We start from the raw sequence: 18,286 nt of genomic DNA, 5'->3' as shown, positions 1-18,286 counted from the left end.
CCGGGAGCCCTCCGTGGGAACTGTCGTCGTCGATGTGATGCCGAAGCCCGAGATCCTCGACCCGCAGGGCAAGGCCGTCGCGGCCGCGCTGCCCCGCCTGGGCTTCACCGGGTTCACCGGCGTACGCCAGGGCCGTCGGTTCGAGCTCACCGTCGACGGCGAGGTGACCGAGGAGGTCCTCGAGCAGGTCCGCGAGGCCGCCGCGACGCTGCTGTCCAACCCCGTCATCGAGGACGTCGTCCGGGTCGAGGCGGTCGCGGAGCCCGCGGCGGCCGACGCATGAGCACCCCGCTCGTCGGCTCCTTCCCCGGCCCGGCCGCACCGGGGCTCACCGGCGCCCGGATCGGCGTCGTGACGTTCCCCGGCACGCTGGACGACCGCGACGCCGCCCGCGCCGTGCGTCTCGCCGGCGGCACGGCCGTCCCGCTGTGGCACGCCGACGCCGACCTGCACGGGGTCGACGGCGTGGTGCTGCCCGGCGGCTTCTCCTACGGCGACTACCTGCGCGCCGGGGCGATCAGCCGGTTCGCCCCCGTCATGGAACCGCTGGTCGACGCCGCGAACGGCGGCCTGCCCGTGCTGGGCATCTGCAACGGCTTCCAGATCCTCGCCGAGACCCACCTGCTGCCCGGCGCGATGATCAAGAACGACCACCGCACGTTCCTGTGCCGCGAGCAGGTGCTCGCGGTCGAGAACGCGGACACGGCGTGGACGCGCGACTACACCGCGGGCGAGCACATCACCATCCCGCTGAAGAACCAGGACGGCCAGTTCGTCGCCGACGCCCGCACGCTCGACGAGCTCGAGGGCGAGGGCCGCGTCGTCTTCCGCTACGTCGGCTGGAACCCCAACGGCTCGCGCCGCGACATCGCGGGCATCGCCAACGCCGCGGGCAACGTCGTGGGCCTCATGCCGCACCCCGAGCACGCCGTCGAGCCCGGGTTCGGGCCGGACGGGCCGCGCGGGCCGCGCACCGGCACCGACGGGCTGCGCTTCTTCACCTCGGTGATCAGCGCCCTGCTGCGCTGATGCCCGACGGCGCCCTGGGGCGTCGCGCCGGGGTGGACGGCGCGACCGACGTCACCCTCGCGCTCGTCCCGTGGCATGACGTCGACGCGGCGGCGCTGCGCACCGAGCAGCAGGCCGAGCTCGCCGCCCGGTACGACGGGGTCGAGGACATCGAACCCGTGCTGCCGCCGCACGAGATGCTCGCGACGGTGCTGGTCCGCGTCGCCGGGAAGCCCGCGGCGTGCGGGTCGGTGCGGCCGATCCAGGGGCTGGGCCGCGGCGTCGGCGAGCTCAAGCGGATGTACGTGCGCCCCGCGTTCCGCGGGCGAGGGCTGTCGCGCCTCGTCCTGACCGACCTCGAGGCCCGGGCCGCCGCGGCCGGCCTGACGCACCTGGTGCTGGAGACGGGCGTGCGCCAACCCGAGGCGATCGCGCTCTACCGCTCGGCCGGCTACCTGCCGATCGCCCGGTACGGCCCGTACGTCGACGAGGAGTCCTCGGTCTGCTTCGCTCGGGACCTGCCGTGATCCACGACCTCACCCTCGCGGCCGGTGACGTCCGGCTCGTCCCGCTCGCGGCGGGGCACGCGGCCCCGCTGCTGGCCCTCATCGACGATGCGCTCTGGGCCGGGATGACCAGCCCGACCCCCCGCAGCCACGAGGACCTGCTCGCCGCCGTCGTCGCCGCCGAGGCGCACCCCACTCGCTACGCCTTCGCGGTGCTCGGGCCCGACGGCGCGGTGCGCGGCTCGACGTCGTTCTACGACGTCGAGCCCGCGCAGCAGCGGTGCGAGATCGGGTTCACGTTCTACGGGCGCTCCTGGTGGGGCGGCGCGACCAACCCGGCGTGCAAGCTCGCGCTGCTGCGCCACGCGTTCGAGGCCTGGGGCCTGCACCGGGTCGCGCTGCGGGCGGACGCGCGCAACGCGCGCAGCATCGCGGCGATGCGCAGGCTCGGGGCGCGGCCCGAGGGCGTGCTGCGCGGGCACCGGGTCGCCGCGGACGGCTCGCGCGGGGACACCGCCTACTTCTCGGTGCTGGCGCCCGAGTGGCCGGCCGTGCGGGCGGGGCTGGTGGCGCGGCTCGGGGGCTGACGGCGCGGGCTGACCGTGCGGGCCGGGGAGGGCCAGGGGGTGGCAGGCTGGCGCCCGCGCAGGTCGGCGGCGCGAACCGGTCATGGTCGGTCCCGGGCTGCGGATCAGTGGACCAGGGGGGCGGTGAGCCCATGGGGCATGCCGTTCGTCACGTCAGGCCTACCCCGAGGAGTCTCCCCGTGTCGTCGACGAGCCCGAAGCCCGCCGCACGTGCCGCCGGTCGTGACGCGTCCCAGAGCCGCCGTGGTGGTGGCCTGCGCGCCCAGCTGGCGCTCACCGGCGTCGGCTCGGTGGTCCTCACCGCCGTGCTGCTGACGGCGATCGGCGGCTGGCAGAGCCAGCAGCTCGCCGAGGCCGCAACGCGCGACGTCACCGCGATGACCTCTGCCGAGCTCGCCACGACGACGGCGCAGGCGGCCGAGCTGGTCACGGCCCAGGTGGCGACGGTCAGCGACCGGCTCGCCTCCGACCTGCGCGTCGCCCAGCAGCTCGTGGCCGACGCCGGCCCAGTGTCGTTCGGCGGCTCGGCCGACTGGCAGGCGACCAACCAGCTGACCCAGGAGGTCACCGCGGTGTCGCTGCCGCGCATGTCGCTCGGCGGGGTGTGGCTCGGGCAGAACACGGACGCCGCGTCGCCCACGCCCGTGGTCGACGACGTCGCCGCGCTGCTCGGCGAGTCGGTGACGATCTTCCAGCGCATGGACGAGGAGGGTGACCTGCTCCGGGTCGCCACCACCGTCGCCACGGCAGAGGGCAGGCGGGCGATCGGCACCTACATCCCCACCACCGCGGCCGACGGCAGCCCCAACCCGGTGGTCGCGGTGCTGCTCGCCGGCACCTCGTACATCGGCACGGCCCAGGTGGTCGGTTCCACGTACGTCACGGCCTTCGCACCGATCATGGTCGACGGCGCGCTCGTGGGGGCCGTGTTCGTCGGGATCCCGCAGTCCGAGGTCGACGCGCCGCTGCGCGAGGCGCTCGCGCGCGTCGCGATCGGCGAGCACGGGTACCTCACCGTCGTGGACCCCTCGGGGCGCTACGTCGTTCCGCCGCCGGGCGAGGCCGCCGGAGACGTCGCGCTCGAGGCCGTCGACGCCGCGGGGGAGCCCTACGTGCAGGGGTTGCTCGACACCGCCGCGGGGCTCGAGGCCGGGCAGTCCCAGCAGGTCCGGGTCGAGCTCGCGGGTGGCGGCGCCGCCGTCCAGGTGACGCGGTTCGCGCCGTGGGGATGGACCATCGCGGCGTGGGGCCCGGACGAGGAGCTGGGCGTCGTCCCCGCGCGGCTGGCGGCCGGGTCCACCGCCCTGCTGCGCAACCTGCTCCTGGCAGGTGCCGTCATCGCGACGGTCATCGCCGGGCTGGTCATGGTCACCTCCGGGCGCCTCGTGGCGCGGATCGGCCGGTTGACGGCCGCGCTGCGTCGCGTGGCGGCGCGGGACCTGGCGGTCGAGGTGGTCCCCGAGGGGACCGACGAGATCGGGATGATGGGCGAGGCGCTCCACGAGGCGGTCCTCGGCATGCGCTCGACCGTCGAGCGGATGTCCACGAGCGCGGACTCGTTGGGCGGCACGACGCACGGGCTGGAGGGGTCCAGCGGGACGCTCGAGGGGATCGCCGGCGAGGCCGGACGGCTCGCCGCCCAGGCGGCGGACTCGGCCCGGCTGGTCTCCCAGGAGGTCCAGTCGGTGACCGCGGCGATGACCCAGATGCGCACGTCGATCGAGTCGGTGAGCGGGGACGTGCACTCGGCCTCCACCCAGGTGGAGCGGGCCGTCGCGCTGACCGAGGAGGCCGGGGGCTCGGCGCTGCGGCTCGGAGAGTCGTCGGCGCAGATCTCCGCGGTGCTGCACTCGATCACGGCGATCGCCGAGCAGACCAACCTGCTGGCACTCAACGCCACCATCGAGGCGGCCCGCGCCGGGCAGGCCGGCAAGGGGTTCGCCGTCGTGGCGGGCGAGGTCAAGGAGCTGTCGCACCAGACCGCCGCGGCGATCGAGGCGATCGACCCGGTCCTCGCCGCCGTGCTGGGGGACGCCGCGGAGGTGCGGGTCGCCATCGAACGCATCTCGGCCTCGATCCGCGAGGTCAGCGAGCACCAGAGCTCGATCTCCGCGATCGTCGAGGAGCAGAGCGTCACGACCACCGAGATCGAGCGCAACCTCGTGCGGGTCGCCGGCGGCACGGCCGACATCGCCGAGAGCATCTCGCAGGTTGCGGGCTCGGCCGAGGGCACCAACGGTCAGGTCGGTGAGGTGCGCACCGCCGTCGGCGAGCTGTCCCGCGTGGCCGGGGAGCTCAACGCCGGCGTGCACGAGTTCACGCTGCGCTGACGGGTCCTGGGGCTCAGGGCTCCGGGCGCGGGTCGCGGCCGGGCGCCGTCGCGGACGGACGGACGGTCGCGCGCGGGTCGCGGGATGTCGGTCGCCTCAGGCGACGGTGACCCGCAGGTGCGTGGCGAACACCTGGGCGAGGGATGCCAGCTGCTCCTCGCTGATGGTCGCGCCAGCGAGGCCGGCCACGCCGTCGATGCGGCGCAGGTCCGCCCCGCGCAGGTCGGCCTCGACGAGGGTGGCGCCCTGCAGGTCGAGGCGGCCCACCCGGCAGTCCTCGAGCACGAGCCGCCGGGCCATGGCACCGCCGAGGTCGAGGTCGCCGATCGTGGCGCCGACGAGGGTGACGTCCTCGAGCCGCGCACCGCGCAGGTTGAGGTAGTCGATCTTCGCGCCGCGCACCGTGACCCGGGTCATCGTCGCGCCGTGCGCGACGAGCGCGCCGAGCCGGCAGTCGCCGACGACGACGTCGCGCCACCGGCTGTCCGGTGCGGTGAGGGTGCCGGCGTGCGAGCCGGTGATCTCGGTGTCCACGAGATCGGCGCCGTCGAGGCGGGCGTCGTCCAGCGCGCAGCCGGTCACGGCACACTCGATGAACCGGGCGCGCCGCGCGTCCTGGCCGCGCAGGTCGAGCCCGTCGAGCGTGAGGCGGTCGTAGTCGCCGTCTGGCTCCAGGTCGCCGTCGTACGGCTCGCGGACCACGGGCGTCTGCGGGGGCGATGCGCTCGCGGGGCGCCGGGCGGTACGCCAGCGCGCGGAGGGACGACGGCTCGGCTGCGGCATCAGATCTGCACGGTCCCGTCCGCCGCCACCGACCAGCTCGGGTTGAACGCGATCTCCCACAGCACGCCGGCCGGGTCGGCGACGTAGCCGTGGTAGCCGCCCCAGGCGGCGCGCCGGGCAGGCTTGACCAGGCGGGCGCCCGCAGCGAGAGCGTCGGCGATGACGGCGTCGACCTGCTCGGCCGACTCGACGTTGTGCGCCAGCGTCATCCCGGCGGGGGCCGGAGCCGGCCCCGTCGCGTCCGGGTCCACGTCCTCGGCGAGGTCGGCCGCGCCGAACAGGGACAGCAGCAGCCCGGGTCCCACCTGGAGGAACACCACGTCGCCCGGGACCTCGAAGGTGGGGGTCCAGCCGAGACCGTCGACGTAGAACCGGCGGGCGGCGGCGACGTCGGGCACGCCCAGGGTGATGAGGCTGACGCGGGGCTCCATGCCCCCGAGCCTACGGACACCGTCCCCCGGGCCCACGGACACCCGTCCCTCGGGTCACGCGGGCGGGGTCAGCCGGGGCGGACGGTGACGTCCAGGTGGCGTCGACCCGTGGGGGCGTCCCAGCCCGCCACCGTGAAGCCGCCGTCGTCGTCGGGCGCGACCCGCACGGAGACGGTGCCGGGCAGCAGCACCGGTCGCAAGAACTCCACCGACCAGTCGAAGGCCTCACCGCGCGCAGCGCCGACGTCGGCCAGCGCGCGGGCCGCCGTGTACATCCCGTGGGCGATGGGCCGGCGGAACCCGAACGCCCTGGCGGCGAGCGCCGACGTGTGGATCGGGTTGCGGTCCCCGGAGACGGTCGCGTACGCGCGCCCGACGTCGGTGCCCAGCCGCCACCGGGCGGTCGGGTCGGGCGGCGTCCACACCGGCCGTGCTGTCGATGACTGGCCGCTGTCGTCCGCCGGGCCGCCCCCGGCAGCCCCGGCCCGTCGCGCGCCCTTGACCAGGTAGGTCGAGACCCCGTCCCACACCACGTCGCCGCCGACCAGCACCCGCGTGACGACGTCGACGCTCACCCCGGCGCGACGGGTCGCGAGGTTCTCGGCGTGCACGACGACGTCCAGCGCCTCGCCGAGCAGCACCGGGCGGTGCTGCGTGACGCGGTTGGCCAGGTGGACCATCCCCAGCAGGGGCAGGGGGAAGTCCCGACCGGTCATGAGTGCCAGCGCCGTCGGGAAGGTGAGCACGTGCACGAACCCGGCGGGCAGCACGTCGGTCCCCGGTTCCCCGAGCAGGTGCTGGTAGGCGGTGAGCCGATCGACGTCCGCCTGAACCCCGCGCACCAGCAGCCGGTGGGTGGGCAGCGCGTCCGCCCGGCCGGTGCGCCCTCCGCCACCGTGGAGCACCGAGCCGACGACCCCCCGTCGGTACATCCGCCCCAGCCCCGGCACCCCAGGGAGCTCGACGACGTCACCCCCGAGCCCCTCGCGCTCGGGGCGGGGAGGGCGACCGGGGCGCGGGGGCCGGGTGGCGGAGGTCATGCGCCGACGAGGTTCTGGCCGCAGACGCGCAGCACCTGGCCGGTGATCCCGCCGGCCTGCGGGGAGGCGAGGAAGGCGATCGCCTCGGCGACGTCGACGGGCTGCCCGCCCTGCTGCAGCGAGTTGAGCCGTCGGGCCACCTCGCGGGTGGCGAAGGGGATGCGCGCGGTCATCTCGGTCTCGATGAACCCGGGCGCGACGGCGTTGACCGTCCCGCCCGCCGCGGCGAGCTCGCCCACCGAAGCCTGCACCATGCCGATCACCCCGGCCTTCGACGCGGCGTACGACGACTGCCCGCGGTTGCCCGCGATCCCGCTGGTCGAGGCCAGCGCGACGACGCGCGGCGCCGGGCCGAGCACGTCGGCCGCGAGCAGCGCTGCGGTCAGGCGCAGCGGAGCGGTGACGTTGACCGCGAGGACCGGGTCCCAGGTCTCGGGTCGCAGGTTGGCGAGCAGCTTGTCCCGCGTGATCCCCGCGTTGTGCACGACCACGTCCAGGTGGCCGTGCCGCGCGGCGACGTGCGCGACGAGGCGCTGCGCCGCGTCGTCGGCCGTGACGTCCAGCTGCAGCGCGCTGCCGTGCACCTCGTTGGCGACGGCCGCGAGCGCGTCCCCGGCCGCGGGCACGTCGACGAGCACGAGCGTCGCGCCGTCCCGCGCGAGCGTGCGGGCGATCGCCGCGCCGATCCCGCGGGCCGCGCCGGTGACGACCGCGACGGTCCCGGCGAGCGGACGGTCGAGGTCCGCCGGGAGCGTCCCGGCCGCCGAGCCCACCGTGAGCAGCTGACCGTCGACGAACGCCGACCGCCCGGAGAGCAGGAACCGCAACGCGCCGAGGGCCGATGGCGCCCCGACGCCCACGCCGTCGGCGAGCACGACCCCGTTGCCGGTCGCGCCGCCCCGGAGCTCCTTGGCCAGCGAGCGCAGCGCGCCCTCGACCCCGCGTCGCGCCGCCGCGACCGTTGCCACCGCGGGCACGACCCCGTCCGGCGCGCCACCGCCCGCCCCGCAGCCTGCCGACCGCGAGACCGTCACGACGCGCCCCCCGGGGGCCAGGCCGCGCAGCGCGGCACCCACCTCGAGCAGCGGCGTGCCGAGGTCCGCCGGCGCCGCGACCCCCGTGAGCACCGCGACGACGGCGCCGAAGCGCTCACCGGGTCCGCCGTGCCGCCGCACGTCGAGGTCCCACGCGAGCAGCGAGGCCGCGAGGGCGTCGGCGTCGGCGCGGGAGGCCGCGTCGTGCACCACGAGCACCGGACCGGGCACCAGCGGGTCGCCCGCGTGGTGGCGGCGCAGCACCGCTGGCCGCGGCAGGCCGAGCCGCTTCGCCAGGGACTTCGTGAACCCCGTGTTGACGAGGTCCAGGTACCGGTCGCTCACAGCGCCTCCAGCAGCATCGCGACACCCTGGCCGCCGGCGGCGCACACGGAGATCAGCCCACGGCTGCCGGGTCCGCGCGCGGCCAGCTCGGCCGCGAGCGTCGCCACGATCCGACCGCCGGTCGCCGCGAACGGGTGCCCGGCCGCCAACGACGAGCCGTGCACGTTGAGGCGCTCGCGATCGATCGGGCCGAGCGGGCCGTCCAGGCCCAGCCGCTCGCGGCAGAACTCGGCCGACTCCCACGCGGCGAGCGTGGTGAGCACGGTCGCTGCGAACGCCTCGTGGATCTCGACGAGGTCGAGGTCATCCAGCGTGAGGCCGTTGCGGGCAAGGAGCCGCGGAACCGCGTGCACCGGGGCCATGAGCAGCCCGTCGGTGCCGTGCACGAAGTCCACCGCTGCGGCCTCGGAGTCCACCACCGCGGCGAGCGCCGGCAGCCCGCGCGCCGCTGCCCACGCCTCGCTCGCCAGCAGCACGGTCGCGGCGCCGTCGGTCAGCGGCGTCGAGTTGCCGGCTGTCATCGTGGCGGGGCTGTCGAGGCGCGTGCCGAACACCGGTGGCAGGGCCGCCAGCTTCTCCAGCGACGTGTCGGCGCGCAGGGTGCCGTCGCGGGACAGGCCGCGGTAGGGCGTGACGAGATCGTCGAAGAACCCGGCGTCGTACGCGGCGGCGAGGCGCCGGTGGCTGGTCACGGCGAGCTCGTCCTGAGCCTGCCGCGTGATCCCCCACGCGGCCGTGGTCAGCGCCTGGTGCTCGCCCATCGACAGCCCGGTGCGCGGCTCGGTGGTGGTCGGGGCGACAGGAGCGAGGTGGCTGGGACGGATCCGCGCGAGCGCGGCGAGCCGGCCCTGCACGGTGCGTGCGCGGGACAGGTCGAGCAGCGCGCGACGCAGGGGCTCGGTGACGACGATCGGCGCGTCCGACGCCGAGTCGACGCCGCCGGCCACGGCGACCTCCAGCCGGCCGAGCCGGATCTTGTCGCTCAGGCCGACCACGGTCTCCATGCCCGTCGCGCACGCCATCTGGACGTCGTACGCGGGGGTCTCGTCGGAGAGCGCCGAGCCGAGCACCACCTCGCGCGTGAGGTTGAAGTCGCGCGACTGCTTGAGCACCGCACCCGCGGCGACCGCACCGAGCCGCTCGCCGGCGAGCCCGAACCGTGCCACCAGCCCGTCGAGCGCCGCGGTGAGCAGGTCCTGCTCCGAGGCGTGCGCGTAGCGCCCGCCGGCCCGTGCGAACGGCACGCGGTTGCCGCCCACGACGACGGCGCGGCGCGGCCCGTGCTGGTCGGCGGGCTGCTGGTCGGCGGGCTGAGCCGCCGGCGCGGCGGGGCGTGCGGTGGGGCGGGTGCGGGGCGGGGCCACGGGGCCGTCCTCTCGGGTCGTCGTCGACCGGTCGGGGTGCTGCGGGTAGTGCCTGCGACCCACAGTACCTGATACCGTCGGTTGCGTGAGTCAGGTCACACCCTCCGGATCCCTCGGTCGCCCGGACGCCGTCGGGCCACCCGACGACGCCCCGGCCCAGGACGGCCGTGCGACCCGCTGGGCCGACCACCGCGCCGCACGTCGCACCGCGCTGGTCCACGCCGCACGTCGGACCGTCCACCGACGGGGCCCGGACGTCTCCATGGAGGAGATCGCCGCGGCGGCCGAGACGTCCAAGTCGATCGTCTACCGCTACTTCGCCGACAAGTCGGCGCTCCAGGTCGCCGTCGGGCAGGCCGTCGTCGCCTCGATCCACGACGCGCTCGACGAGGCCGCGCGCGCCGCGACCACCCCGCGCGAGGGGCTGAGCTCGATGATCGGGATCTACCTCGCGATGGTCGAGGCCTCGCCCAACGTCTACTGGTTCGTCACGCGTCCCGTCGGGCAGGACGACGCGACCCCGATGGGCCCCTTCCTCGACGAGGTCGTCCAGCTCGTCGCCCAGCCGTTCGCGCGCGTGGTCGGCGGCGGGGACCCCGTGCTCGTCGACGTGTGGGCCACGGGCGCCGTGGGGTTCGTCCGCGGCGCGGGCGAGTGGTGGATGACGCACCGCACCGACGCCGACGCGCCCACGCGCGACGAGCTCACCGACCGTCTCACCGCATGGCTGTGGACCGGCCCGGTCAGCAGCCTGGCCCGTTCCCGCACCGAGGAGTCCCGATGAGCCCCGCGCTGACCACGCCAGCGACCCCCGCCGTCGACGTCGCCGCGCTCGAGGAGGTGCTCCTGGGCCGCTGGGCCGACATCCGCCGCTCGGCCCGCGCCCTGCTCGCCGACCCGCGCCTGCACCGCATCGAGGGCCTGCCGATGGCCGAGCAGCGCGCCCGCGTGCTCGACCAGCTGCGCATCCTCGCGGCCGAGGGCGACGTGCTGCGCGCGTTCCCCGCGACCCAGGGCGGCGCGGACGACCACGGTGGCAGCGTCGCCCGGTTCGAGGAGCTCGTCGTGGCGGACCCCGCGCTGCAGATCAAGTCCGGTGTGCAGTGGGGGCTGTTCGCGTCCGCGATCCTGCACCTCGGCACCGAGCGGCACCACACGGCACTGCTGCCGGACGCGATGTCGGTCGCCGTGCCCGGGGTCTTCGCCATGACGGAGACCGGCCACGGCTCGGACGTCGCCGGCATCGCGACCACCGCGACGTTCGACCCGGCGACCGACGAGCTCGTGCTGCACACCCCGTACCGCGCCGCCTGGAAGGACTACCTCGGCAACGCGGCGCTGCACGGCACGGCCGCCGTCGTCTTCGCGCACCTCGTCACCGCCGGTCCGGGCGAGCAGCCCGTCGACCACGGCGTGCACGCCGTCTACGTCCCCCTGCGGGACCCGGTGACGGGGGCCTTCCTGCCCGGCATCGGCGGCGAGGACGACGGGCTCAAGGGCGGCCTGCTGGGCATCGACAACGGCCGGCTGCACTTCGACCAGGTGCGCGTCCCCCGGACCAACCTCCTCGACCGGTACGGCTCCGTCGCGCCGGACGGCACCTACTCCTCGCCCATCGCGAGCCCCGGGCGGCGGTTCTTCACCATGCTCTCCACGCTCGTGCAGGGCCGGGTGTCGCTCGACGGCGCCGCGGTCAACGCGGGCAAGCTCGCGCTCATCGTCGCGGTGAGCTACGGCAACGAGCGCCGCCAGTTCACCGGGGCGAGCGAGCACGACGAGGTCGTGCTGCTCGACCGCGCCGAGCACCAGCGCCGCCTTCTCCCGCTGCTCGCCCAGACCTACGCCCAGGCGTTCGCGCACGAGCGGCTGCTCCAGCGGTTCGACGACGTGTTCTCCGGCGCGGCGGGCACCGACGAGGACCGGCAGGACCTCGAGACGGTCGCCGCGGCGCTCAAGGCGTCCTCGACCTGGCACGCCCTGACCACGCTCCAGGCCGCGCGCGAGGCGTGCGGCGGTGCGGGGTTCCTCACCGAGAACCGCCTCACGTCCCTGCGGGCCGACCTCGACGTGTACGTGACCTTCGAGGGCGACAACACGGTGCTGCTGCAGCTCGTGGCCAAGCGTCTGCTGGCCGACTGGTCGCGTGACCTCGCGCGGATCGACGTGGGCGGCGTTGCGCGGTTCGTCGCCGGCAGGGCGGCCGACGTCGCGCTGCACCGCACCCCGTTGACGCGCATGGTGCAGACCCTGTCCGACGGCGGCGACAAGCGGCGATCGGCCGGTCAGCTGCGCGGCGCGCAGGCCCAGCGCGAGCTGCTCGCTGACCGCGCCGAGACGATGGTCGCCGACCTCGCCGTGGCGCTGCGGCCCGCGACGACGGCGTCGCGCGAGGACGCGGCGCGCCTGGTCGACGCGCACCAGCACGCGATGCTCGAGGCGGCCCAGGCGCACGCAGAGCTGCTCCAGTGGGAGGCGTTCACCGCCGGCCTCGACGAGGTGACGGACGAGGGGACGCGGCAGGTGCTCACCTGGCTGCGGGACCTGTTCGGGCTCGTGCTCCTCGAGCGCCACCTCGCGTGGTACCTCATCCACGGCCGGCTGTCCGCGGGGCGGGCCCGCACGGTGACGTCGTACATCGAGCGGCTCCTGGCCCGGCTGCGGCCGCACGCGCAGGACCTCGTCGACGCCTTCGGCTACGGCCCGGAGCACGTGCGCGCCACGATCGCGACGGGTGTCGAGGGTGAGCGCCAGCGCGAGGCCCGCGAGCACGCGCGCCGGGCGCGCGCCGACGGCACGGCCCCGCGTCCGGAGCGGTCGGCCGACCGACCGACGCGCCCCGAGCGGTCCGCGTCGGTCGGTCGGTCGCTCCGCTCCCGACGCACCGGCTGAACCCCCGGCGGCGGGTCAGCCGCCGAGCACCTCGCCGAGGTCGTAGCTGACGGGCAGCTCGAGCTGGGCGTAGGTGCAGCTCGCCGGGTCGCGGTCGGGGCGCCAGCGCACCAGCTGGGTGGTGTGCCGGAACCTCGGGCCCTCGAGGTGGTCGTAGCGCACCTCCACGACGCGCTCCGGCCGCAGCGGCACGAAGCCGAGGTCCTTGCCGGCGTTCCAGCGGCTGGACTGACCCTCGCGCGGCGTCCGTGTGCCCGCGGCCTGGGCGGCCATGGACCACGGATGGTCCCCGGCCTCGTCCGGCCCGAGCACGAGCGGCGCGAGCTCCGCGAACAGCTCGCGGCGACGGTCCATGGTGAACGCGCTGGTCACCCCCACCGACGCGAGCACGCCGTCGTCGTCGTACAGGCCCAGCAGCAGGGAGCCGACGGCGTCGTCCGCCGCCTTGTGCACGCGGTAGCCGCCGACGACGCAGTCCGCCGTGCGCTCGTGCTTGATCTTCGTCATGGTGCGCTTGTCGGGCTGGTACGGCAGGTCGAGGCGTTTGGCGACCACGCCGTCGAGCCCCGCGCCCTCGAAGGCCGAGAACCACGCGGTGGCCTCGGCGAGGTCCGTCGTCGCGCGGGTGAGGTGGACGGCGGCCCGGCTCCCCGGCCCGGCCGCGGACGCCGACCCTGCCCCGGGCCCGTCGCTGGCCCGCGCCACGGGGAGCAGGCCCTCGAGCATGGCCCGACGTTCGGCGAAGGGTCGGCCGGTCAGGTCGTCGTCGCCGAGCGCGAGCAGGTCGAAGACGACGAGCGCCGCCGGGGTCTGCTCCGCGAGCAGACGCACGCGCGAGGCCGCCGGGTGGATCCGCGCCAGCAGGGCCTCGAAGTCGAGGTGGGTCGCGTCCGGCGTCGCGACGACGATCTCCCCGTCGACGACACACCGCTCCGGCAGGTCGCGGCGGACGGCATCGACCACCTCCGGGAAGTACCGCGTGATGGGCTTGGTGGTGCGGCTGCCGATCTCCACGTCGTCGCCGTCCCGGAAGACGATCGCCCGGAACCCGTCCCACTTCGGCTCGTAGTGCTGGCCCGGCGGGATGGCGGGGGCGGCCTTGGCGAGCATCGGGGCGACGGGTGGCATCACCGGCAGGTCCATCGCCCCAGTGTGCTGGCCCCGGCCCGGACGGGCGACCGGTGGCCGAGCCCCGCGACCCACCGCCGGGGACTCCATGCTCGGCCGGCCCGCCGGACCCCACAGAACTGTCCGAGATGTGTGACGTGTCACCGGCGCCTCACCCGTGACGTGAGCGTGACGTGTCACGCATCTCAGCAGAGTGTCCCGACCCGACCCGACCCGACTCGAACCGACCCGACCCGGCACGGCTCGACCTGGCAGGGCTCGACCTGGCGGGGCCGAGAGGGACCACGCTGGTCGCCGACACCGGGGGTGGCCGGGCGCGCCCTCAGGTGATGCGTCGCGCCGTGAGGGTCACCAGGCCGAGCGCTGCGTAGACCCCCGCCGAGAGGCGATCCAGCACCACCATCCGCACCCGCGGCAGCGCCCGCCGCAGGGCCCCGCCGCCGAGCGCCCACATCGAGTCGCCGACGCACGCCAGCGCGACGAACACGAGCCCCAGCGCGAGCATCTGGGTCCAGGCAGCACCGGAGTCGGGCCGCACGAACTGCGGCAGGAAGGCCAGGAAGAACAGCGCCGTCTTGGGGTTGAGAACCCCGACGAGGAACCCCGCCCGGACGCTGGCGCCGCTCGCTGGACCGCCCGCCCGGTCCTCCGTCGGGACGCCCGCCGCACCCCCGTCCCCCGCGGTCGAGCCCACCTGCGCGAGCGTCCCGGGTGTCCGCGCCAGCCAGGCCCGCACCGCCAGCCACAGCAGCCACGCCGCGCCCGCGACCTTGATCACCGTGAACGCCGTGGCGCTCGCCGCGACGACGGCCGACACGCCGAAGGCCGCCGCGACCACGTGCACCGTGTTGCCGAGCTCGACCCCCGCGGTCGCGGCCAGGCCGGCCCCCCGCCCGCGCCGCAGGGTCGTCGCGAGGATGAAGGTCACCGCCGGCCCCGGCGCGACGATGAGGGCGATGCTGGCGACGGCGAACAGCGCGAGGGTGTCAGCGCTCGGCACCGCTCAGCCCGTCGGGGCCGGGCCGGCGCCCGCGTCCCGCAGCAGCGTCGAGGCGTGGTCCGGCACGTGCCGCTGGGAGTCCAGCGGCGGGCGCACGTACCCCGTCGACGGCGGCCGCGGCGGCAGCTCGACCGGGATGCGCTGCACATCGCGGTAGTCGATCGTCGAGAGCAGGTGGTGGATCATGTCGAGCCGCGCGCGGCGCTTGTCGTCGGAGTCGACCACCCACCACGGCGCCTCGGGGATGTCGGTGTGCACCAGCATCTGGTCCTTGGCCCGCGAGTAGTCCTCCCACCGGGTGATGGACTGCAGGTCCATCGGCGAGAGCTTCCAGTGCCGCATCGGGTCGGCGAGCCGGGACGCGAACCGGGCCTCCTGCTCGGCGTCGGACACCGAGAACCAGTACTTGCGGAGCAGCACCCCGTCCTCGACGAGCATGCGCTCGAAGATCGGCGTCTGGTGCAGGAACCGGTGGTACTCGTCCGGTGTGCAGAACCCCATGACCTTCTCGACCCCGGCGCGGTTGTACCAGGACCGGTCGAACAGGACGATCTCGCCGGCCGCTGGCAGCTGCGCGACGTACCGCTGGAAGTACCACTGGGAGCGCTCGCGGTCACTGGGTGCAGGCAGCGCCGCGATGCGCGCGACGCGCGGGTTGAGGTACTGCGTGACGCGCTTGATCGTCGAGCCCTTGCCCGCGGCGTCGCGCCCCTCGAAGATCACCACCAGGCGCTTGCCCTCGGCCCGCACCCACTCCTGCATGGTCACGAGCTCGGCCTGGAGCCGGAACAGCTCGTCCTCGTACAGCTGCCTGGGCAGGCGCTTCACGACGGTGGTCTTCGGTGCCTTGCTGCTGGCCATGATCCGCACAGTAGTCCGCCACCGGTACCCTGGGGCCCGTCCGCGCGCGCCTGAGGTAGGGACCCGATGACCACCGCTCCGCAGCCCGTCCACGCCCCCGACACCGTCGAGCACGCCGCTGCCACCCCGGAGCTGGAGCTGCCCTGGGCGGAGCTGGGCCTCAAGCCCGACGAGTACCAGCGGGTCGTCGACCTCCTCGGCCGCCGCCCCACCGCGGCGGAGCTCGCCATGTACTCGGTGATGTGGTCCGAGCACTGCTCGTACAAGTCCTCCAAGGTCCACCTGCGCCAGTTCGGCGACAAGACCACCGAGGCGATGCGCGAGCACCTCCTCGTCGGGATCGGCGAGAACGCGGGCGTCGTGGACATCGGCGACGGCTGGGCGGTGACCTTCAAGGTCGAGAGCCACAACCACCCGAGCTTCGTCGAGCCCTACCAGGGCGCCGCGACCGGCGTCGGAGGGATCGTCCGCGACATCATCTCGATGGGCGCGCGCCCGGTCGCCGTCATGGACCAGCTGCGGTTCGGCGCCGTCGACCACCCCGACACGGCCCGCGTCGTGCACGGCGTCGTCGCAGGGGTCGGCGGCTACGGCAACTGCCTCGGCCTGCCGAACATCGGCGGCGAGCTGGTCTTCGACGCCTCCTACCAGGGCAACCCGCTGGTCAACGCGCTGTGCGTCGGGGTGCTGCGGCACGAGGACATCCACCTCGCCAACGCCTCGGGCATCGGCAACCAGATCGTCCTGTTCGGCGCCCGCACCGGCGGCGACGGCATCGGCGGCGCCTCGATCCTGGCGAGCGAGACGTTCGACGAGACCAAGCCCTCCAAGCGGCCCTCCGTCCAGGTGGGTGACCCCTTCATGGAGAAGGTGCTCATCGAGTGCTGCCTCGAGCTGTACGCCGCGCGCGTGGTCGAGGGCATCCAGGACCTCGGCGCGGCCGGCATCTCGTGCGCCACGAGCGAGCTGGCCTCGAACGGCGACGGCGGCATGCACGTCGACCTCGAGAAGGTGCTGCTGCGGGACCCGACGCTGACCGCAGGCGAGATCCTCATGTCGGAGTCGCAGGAGCGGATGATGGCCGTCGTCGCGCCGGACAAGCTCGACGCCTTCCTCGCCATCACCGCCAAGTGGGACGTCGAGACCGCCGTCATCGGCGAGGTCACCGGCACGGGCCGCCTGACGATCGACCACTTCGGCCACCGGATCGTCGACGTCGAGCCGCGCTCGGTGGCGCACGACGGCCCCGTCTACCACCGCCCCTACGCGCGCCCCGCGTGGATGGACGCGCTCCAGGCCGACACCGTCTCCGGCCCCGAGGGCGCCGCGCGCGCCGCCCGTCCCACCACGGGCGCGGAGCTGCGCGAGACGCTGCTGCGCCTGGTCGCCTCGCCCAACCTGGCGAGCAAGGCGTGGGTGACCGACCAGTACGACCGGTTCGTCCAGGGCAACACCGCGATGGCGCAGCCCGACGACGGCGGCGTGGTCCGCGTCGACGAGACGACGGGCCTGGGCGTCGCCCTGGCGACGGACGCCAACGGGCGCTACGCCAAGCTCGACCCGTACGTCGGCGCGCAGCTCGCGCTGGCGGAGTCCTACCGCAACGTCGCGACCGTCGGCGCCCGGCCGATGGCCGTGACCGACTGCCTCAACTTCGGCTCCCCGGAGGACCCGGACGCCATGTGGCAGCTGGTCCGGGCGATCGAGGGCCTCGCCGACGCGTGCCTGACGCTCGGGGTCCCCGTGACCGGCGGCAACGTCTCCCTGTACAACGGCACGGGCGAGCCCGGCACTCTCGACTCCTCGATCCACCCCACCCCGGTGGTGGGCGTCATGGGGGTGCTCGACGACGTCGCCCGGGTCACGCCCTCCGGCTGGCGCACACCGGGCCAGGCGGTCTACCTGCTCGGCCGCACGGCGGACGAGCTCGACGGCTCCGCATGGGCCGACGTCGTGCACGGTCACCTCGGTGGCCTGCCGCCCGCGGTGGACCTCGCCGCCGAGCGCACGCTCGCGGCCATCCTCGTCAACGCCTCGCGCGACGGTCTCGTCGACGCGGCGCACGACCTGTCCGAGGGTGGTCTGGCGATCGCCCTGGCGGAGGCCTGCCTGCGCTACGGCACGGGTGCGCGGGTGTGGCTCGACGAGCTGTGCCAGCGCGACGGCGTCTCGCCGTTCACCGCGCTGTTCTCCGAGTCCACGGCCAGGGCCCTGGTCGCCGTGCCGCGCACGGAGGAGGTCCGGTTCGTCGACATGTGCACCGCGCGCGGCTTCCCCGCGCTGCGGATCGGCGTCACAGACGACACGGGCACCGGCGACCCCGTGGGCGACGGCGCGGCCGGTGCAGAGCTCGAGGTCCAGGGCCAGTTCACCGTGCCGATCGCCGCGCTCGCAGCAGCGCACACCGCGACCCTCCCGCGGCACTTCGCCTGAGCAGACCGTGCCCCCGCGTCGCCGCACGGATCCCGTCGAGGGGCGCCAGGCCCTCCAGACCTGGCTGGCCGCGGGGGACGCGACGCCGCGCGGCGTCGTGCGCACGGCGGTCCGGTTCGCTCTCGAGGAGCTCGCCGACGTCGCCCCCGGCAACGCGGTGGAGGTCCGCGTGCCGCCCGACGGCGCCGTCCAGGCCGTGGCAGGGCCGCGGCACACGCGCGGCACGCCGCCCAACGTCGTCGAGACGGACCCGCAGACGTGGCTCGCGCTCGTCAGCGGGGCGGTGACGTGGGCCGACGCCCTGGCGACCGGTCGGGTGTCCGCGTCGGGGGAGCGGGCGGACCTCTCCGCCCACCTGCCGCTCCAGGCGGCCCGCCGCCGCTGAGCTCCGGCCGGTGACGTCCGGCGCCGGCGGCTCAGTCGGCCACGGACGAGATGGTGCCCTCGCGTGCTGCGGGAGCGCGGAGGATCGGCCCGTTGCGCAGCAGCCCCAGCACACGGTCCGCGGGCAACGGGCGGGCGAACCAGTACCCCTGGGCGAGGTCGC

Annotated in this window: 17 protein-coding genes; 9 read left to right on the top strand and 8 right to left on the bottom strand. The window is 75.1% G+C overall.

From position 1 onward, the window contains the following. Window positions 1-37 precede the first annotated feature (37 nt). The 5 genes from purS (at window position 38) to PKY62_RS07905 (ending at window position 4,431) form a co-directional block, all read left to right on the top strand. A complete protein-coding gene (purS, locus tag PKY62_RS07925) occupies window positions 38-283 on the top strand; it encodes a phosphoribosylformylglycinamidine synthase subunit PurS (RefSeq protein ID WP_502875815.1) in 246 nt (81 codons plus the stop codon). Beyond that, window positions 280-1,029 carry a phosphoribosylformylglycinamidine synthase subunit PurQ gene (purQ, locus tag PKY62_RS07920; RefSeq protein ID WP_324536167.1) on the top strand — a complete coding sequence of 250 codons (750 nt, stop codon included), beginning with the start codon at window positions 280-282 and terminating at the stop codon, window positions 1,027-1,029. The genes purS and purQ overlap by 4 nt, the downstream gene beginning before the upstream one ends. Further along, a complete protein-coding gene (locus PKY62_RS07915; protein ID WP_324536166.1) occupies window positions 1,029-1,535 on the top strand; it encodes a GNAT family N-acetyltransferase in 507 nt (168 codons plus the stop codon). The genes purQ and PKY62_RS07915 overlap by 1 nt, the downstream gene beginning before the upstream one ends. After that, window positions 1,532-2,101 carry a GNAT family N-acetyltransferase gene (locus tag PKY62_RS07910; RefSeq protein WP_324536165.1) on the top strand — a complete coding sequence of 190 codons (570 nt, stop codon included), beginning with the start codon at window positions 1,532-1,534 and terminating at the stop codon, window positions 2,099-2,101. Before PKY62_RS07915 ends, PKY62_RS07910 begins: the two co-directional genes overlap by 4 nt. A gap of 179 nt (window positions 2,102-2,280) precedes the next feature. Next, window positions 2,281-4,431, top strand: a complete 2,151-nt coding sequence (locus tag PKY62_RS07905) for a methyl-accepting chemotaxis protein (RefSeq protein ID WP_324536164.1) — start codon at window positions 2,281-2,283, stop codon at window positions 4,429-4,431. A gap of 96 nt (window positions 4,432-4,527) precedes the next feature. Here the strand turns inward: PKY62_RS07905 and PKY62_RS07900 are convergent, their stop codons facing one another. The 5 genes from PKY62_RS07900 to PKY62_RS07880 form a co-directional block, all read right to left on the bottom strand. Beyond that, window positions 4,528-5,214 (bottom strand): pentapeptide repeat-containing protein, encoded by a 687-nt coding sequence (locus PKY62_RS07900; RefSeq protein ID WP_324536163.1) that lies wholly within the window; start codon window positions 5,212-5,214, stop codon window positions 4,528-4,530. After that, a complete protein-coding gene (locus PKY62_RS07895; protein ID WP_324536162.1) occupies window positions 5,214-5,645 on the bottom strand; it encodes a VOC family protein in 432 nt (143 codons plus the stop codon). The genes PKY62_RS07900 and PKY62_RS07895 overlap by 1 nt, the downstream gene beginning before the upstream one ends. Before the next feature lie 68 nt (window positions 5,646-5,713). After that, window positions 5,714-6,685, bottom strand: coding sequence for a MaoC/PaaZ C-terminal domain-containing protein (locus PKY62_RS07890; protein WP_324536161.1), 972 nt, complete (start codon window positions 6,683-6,685; stop codon window positions 5,714-5,716). Then, a complete protein-coding gene (locus PKY62_RS07885) occupies window positions 6,682-8,064 on the bottom strand; it encodes a 3-oxoacyl-ACP reductase (protein WP_324536160.1) in 1,383 nt (460 codons plus the stop codon). The genes PKY62_RS07890 and PKY62_RS07885 overlap by 4 nt, the downstream gene beginning before the upstream one ends. Further along, window positions 8,061-9,428: an acetyl-CoA C-acetyltransferase gene (locus PKY62_RS07880; RefSeq protein ID WP_324536159.1), complete on the bottom strand. Its 1,368-nt coding sequence runs from the start codon at window positions 9,426-9,428 to the stop codon at window positions 8,061-8,063. The genes PKY62_RS07885 and PKY62_RS07880 overlap by 4 nt, the downstream gene beginning before the upstream one ends. A gap of 85 nt (window positions 9,429-9,513) precedes the next feature. Between PKY62_RS07880 and PKY62_RS07875 the strand changes: the two genes are divergently transcribed. Then, complete coding sequence (locus tag PKY62_RS07875) at window positions 9,514-10,212, top strand: TetR/AcrR family transcriptional regulator (RefSeq protein WP_324536158.1); 699 nt, start codon at window positions 9,514-9,516, stop codon at window positions 10,210-10,212. Then, a complete protein-coding gene (locus PKY62_RS07870) occupies window positions 10,209-12,317 on the top strand; it encodes an acyl-CoA dehydrogenase family protein (protein WP_324536157.1) in 2,109 nt (702 codons plus the stop codon). The genes PKY62_RS07875 and PKY62_RS07870 overlap by 4 nt, the downstream gene beginning before the upstream one ends. A gap of 15 nt (window positions 12,318-12,332) precedes the next feature. On the opposite strand, the gene PKY62_RS07865 is transcribed toward PKY62_RS07870, so the two are convergent. The 3 genes from PKY62_RS07865 to ppk2 form a co-directional block, all read right to left on the bottom strand. After that, window positions 12,333-13,460, bottom strand: coding sequence for an ATP-dependent DNA ligase (locus PKY62_RS07865; RefSeq protein WP_324536156.1), 1,128 nt, complete (start codon window positions 13,458-13,460; stop codon window positions 12,333-12,335). A gap of 307 nt (window positions 13,461-13,767) precedes the next feature. Continuing rightward, complete coding sequence (locus PKY62_RS07860) at window positions 13,768-14,445, bottom strand: LysE family translocator (protein WP_324536155.1); 678 nt, start codon at window positions 14,443-14,445, stop codon at window positions 13,768-13,770. 3 nt (window positions 14,446-14,448) lie between these two features. Further along, window positions 14,449-15,306, bottom strand: a complete 858-nt coding sequence (gene ppk2 / locus PKY62_RS07855; protein ID WP_324536154.1) for a polyphosphate kinase 2 — start codon at window positions 15,304-15,306, stop codon at window positions 14,449-14,451. Between the two features lie 66 nt (window positions 15,307-15,372). On the opposite strand from ppk2, the gene purL reads away from it, so the two are divergent. Beyond that, the gene (purL, locus tag PKY62_RS07850) at window positions 15,373-17,739 is read left to right on the top strand and encodes a phosphoribosylformylglycinamidine synthase subunit PurL (protein ID WP_324536153.1); all 2,367 of its coding nucleotides are present in this window, start codon (window positions 15,373-15,375) and stop codon (window positions 17,737-17,739) included. A 7-nt stretch (window positions 17,740-17,746) separates the two neighbouring features. Continuing rightward, on the top strand, window positions 17,747-18,124 hold the full coding sequence (locus PKY62_RS07845; protein ID WP_324536152.1) for a sterol carrier family protein: 378 nt from the start codon (window positions 17,747-17,749) through the stop codon (window positions 18,122-18,124). Window positions 18,125-18,286: the final 162 nt, after the last annotated feature.

Origin of the sequence: Actinotalea sp. (assembly GCF_035443605.1) — a bacterium.
Classification (GTDB): Bacteria; Actinomycetota; Actinomycetes; order Actinomycetales; family Cellulomonadaceae; genus Actinotalea.
Note: the sequence above shows the minus strand (reverse complement) of the source record. Positions and strands in the feature narration are given on the sequence as shown.

What these genes read in the sequence shown, in the direction of transcription:
- ppk2 (WP_324536154.1), bottom strand. Translation starts at nt 15,306, where the DNA reads ATGGCCAGCAGCAAGGCACCGAAGACCACCGTCGTGAAGCGCCTGCCC.
- purS (WP_502875815.1), top strand. Translation starts at nt 38, where the DNA reads ATGCCGAAGCCCGAGATCCTCGACCCGCAGGGCAAGGCCGTCGCGGCC.
- PKY62_RS07870 (WP_324536157.1), top strand. Translation starts at nt 10,209, where the DNA reads ATGAGCCCCGCGCTGACCACGCCAGCGACCCCCGCCGTCGACGTCGCC.
- PKY62_RS07900 (WP_324536163.1), bottom strand. Translation starts at nt 5,214, where the DNA reads ATGCCGCAGCCGAGCCGTCGTCCCTCCGCGCGCTGGCGTACCGCCCGG.
- PKY62_RS07890 (WP_324536161.1), bottom strand. Translation starts at nt 6,685, where the DNA reads ATGACCTCCGCCACCCGGCCCCCGCGCCCCGGTCGCCCTCCCCGCCCC.
- purQ (WP_324536167.1), top strand. Translation starts at nt 280, where the DNA reads ATGAGCACCCCGCTCGTCGGCTCCTTCCCCGGCCCGGCCGCACCGGGG.
- PKY62_RS07895 (WP_324536162.1), bottom strand. Translation starts at nt 5,645, where the DNA reads ATGGAGCCCCGCGTCAGCCTCATCACCCTGGGCGTGCCCGACGTCGCC.
- purL (WP_324536153.1), top strand. Translation starts at nt 15,373, where the DNA reads ATGACCACCGCTCCGCAGCCCGTCCACGCCCCCGACACCGTCGAGCAC.
- PKY62_RS07865 (WP_324536156.1), bottom strand. Translation starts at nt 13,460, where the DNA reads ATGGACCTGCCGGTGATGCCACCCGTCGCCCCGATGCTCGCCAAGGCC.
- PKY62_RS07915 (WP_324536166.1), top strand. Translation starts at nt 1,029, where the DNA reads ATGCCCGACGGCGCCCTGGGGCGTCGCGCCGGGGTGGACGGCGCGACC.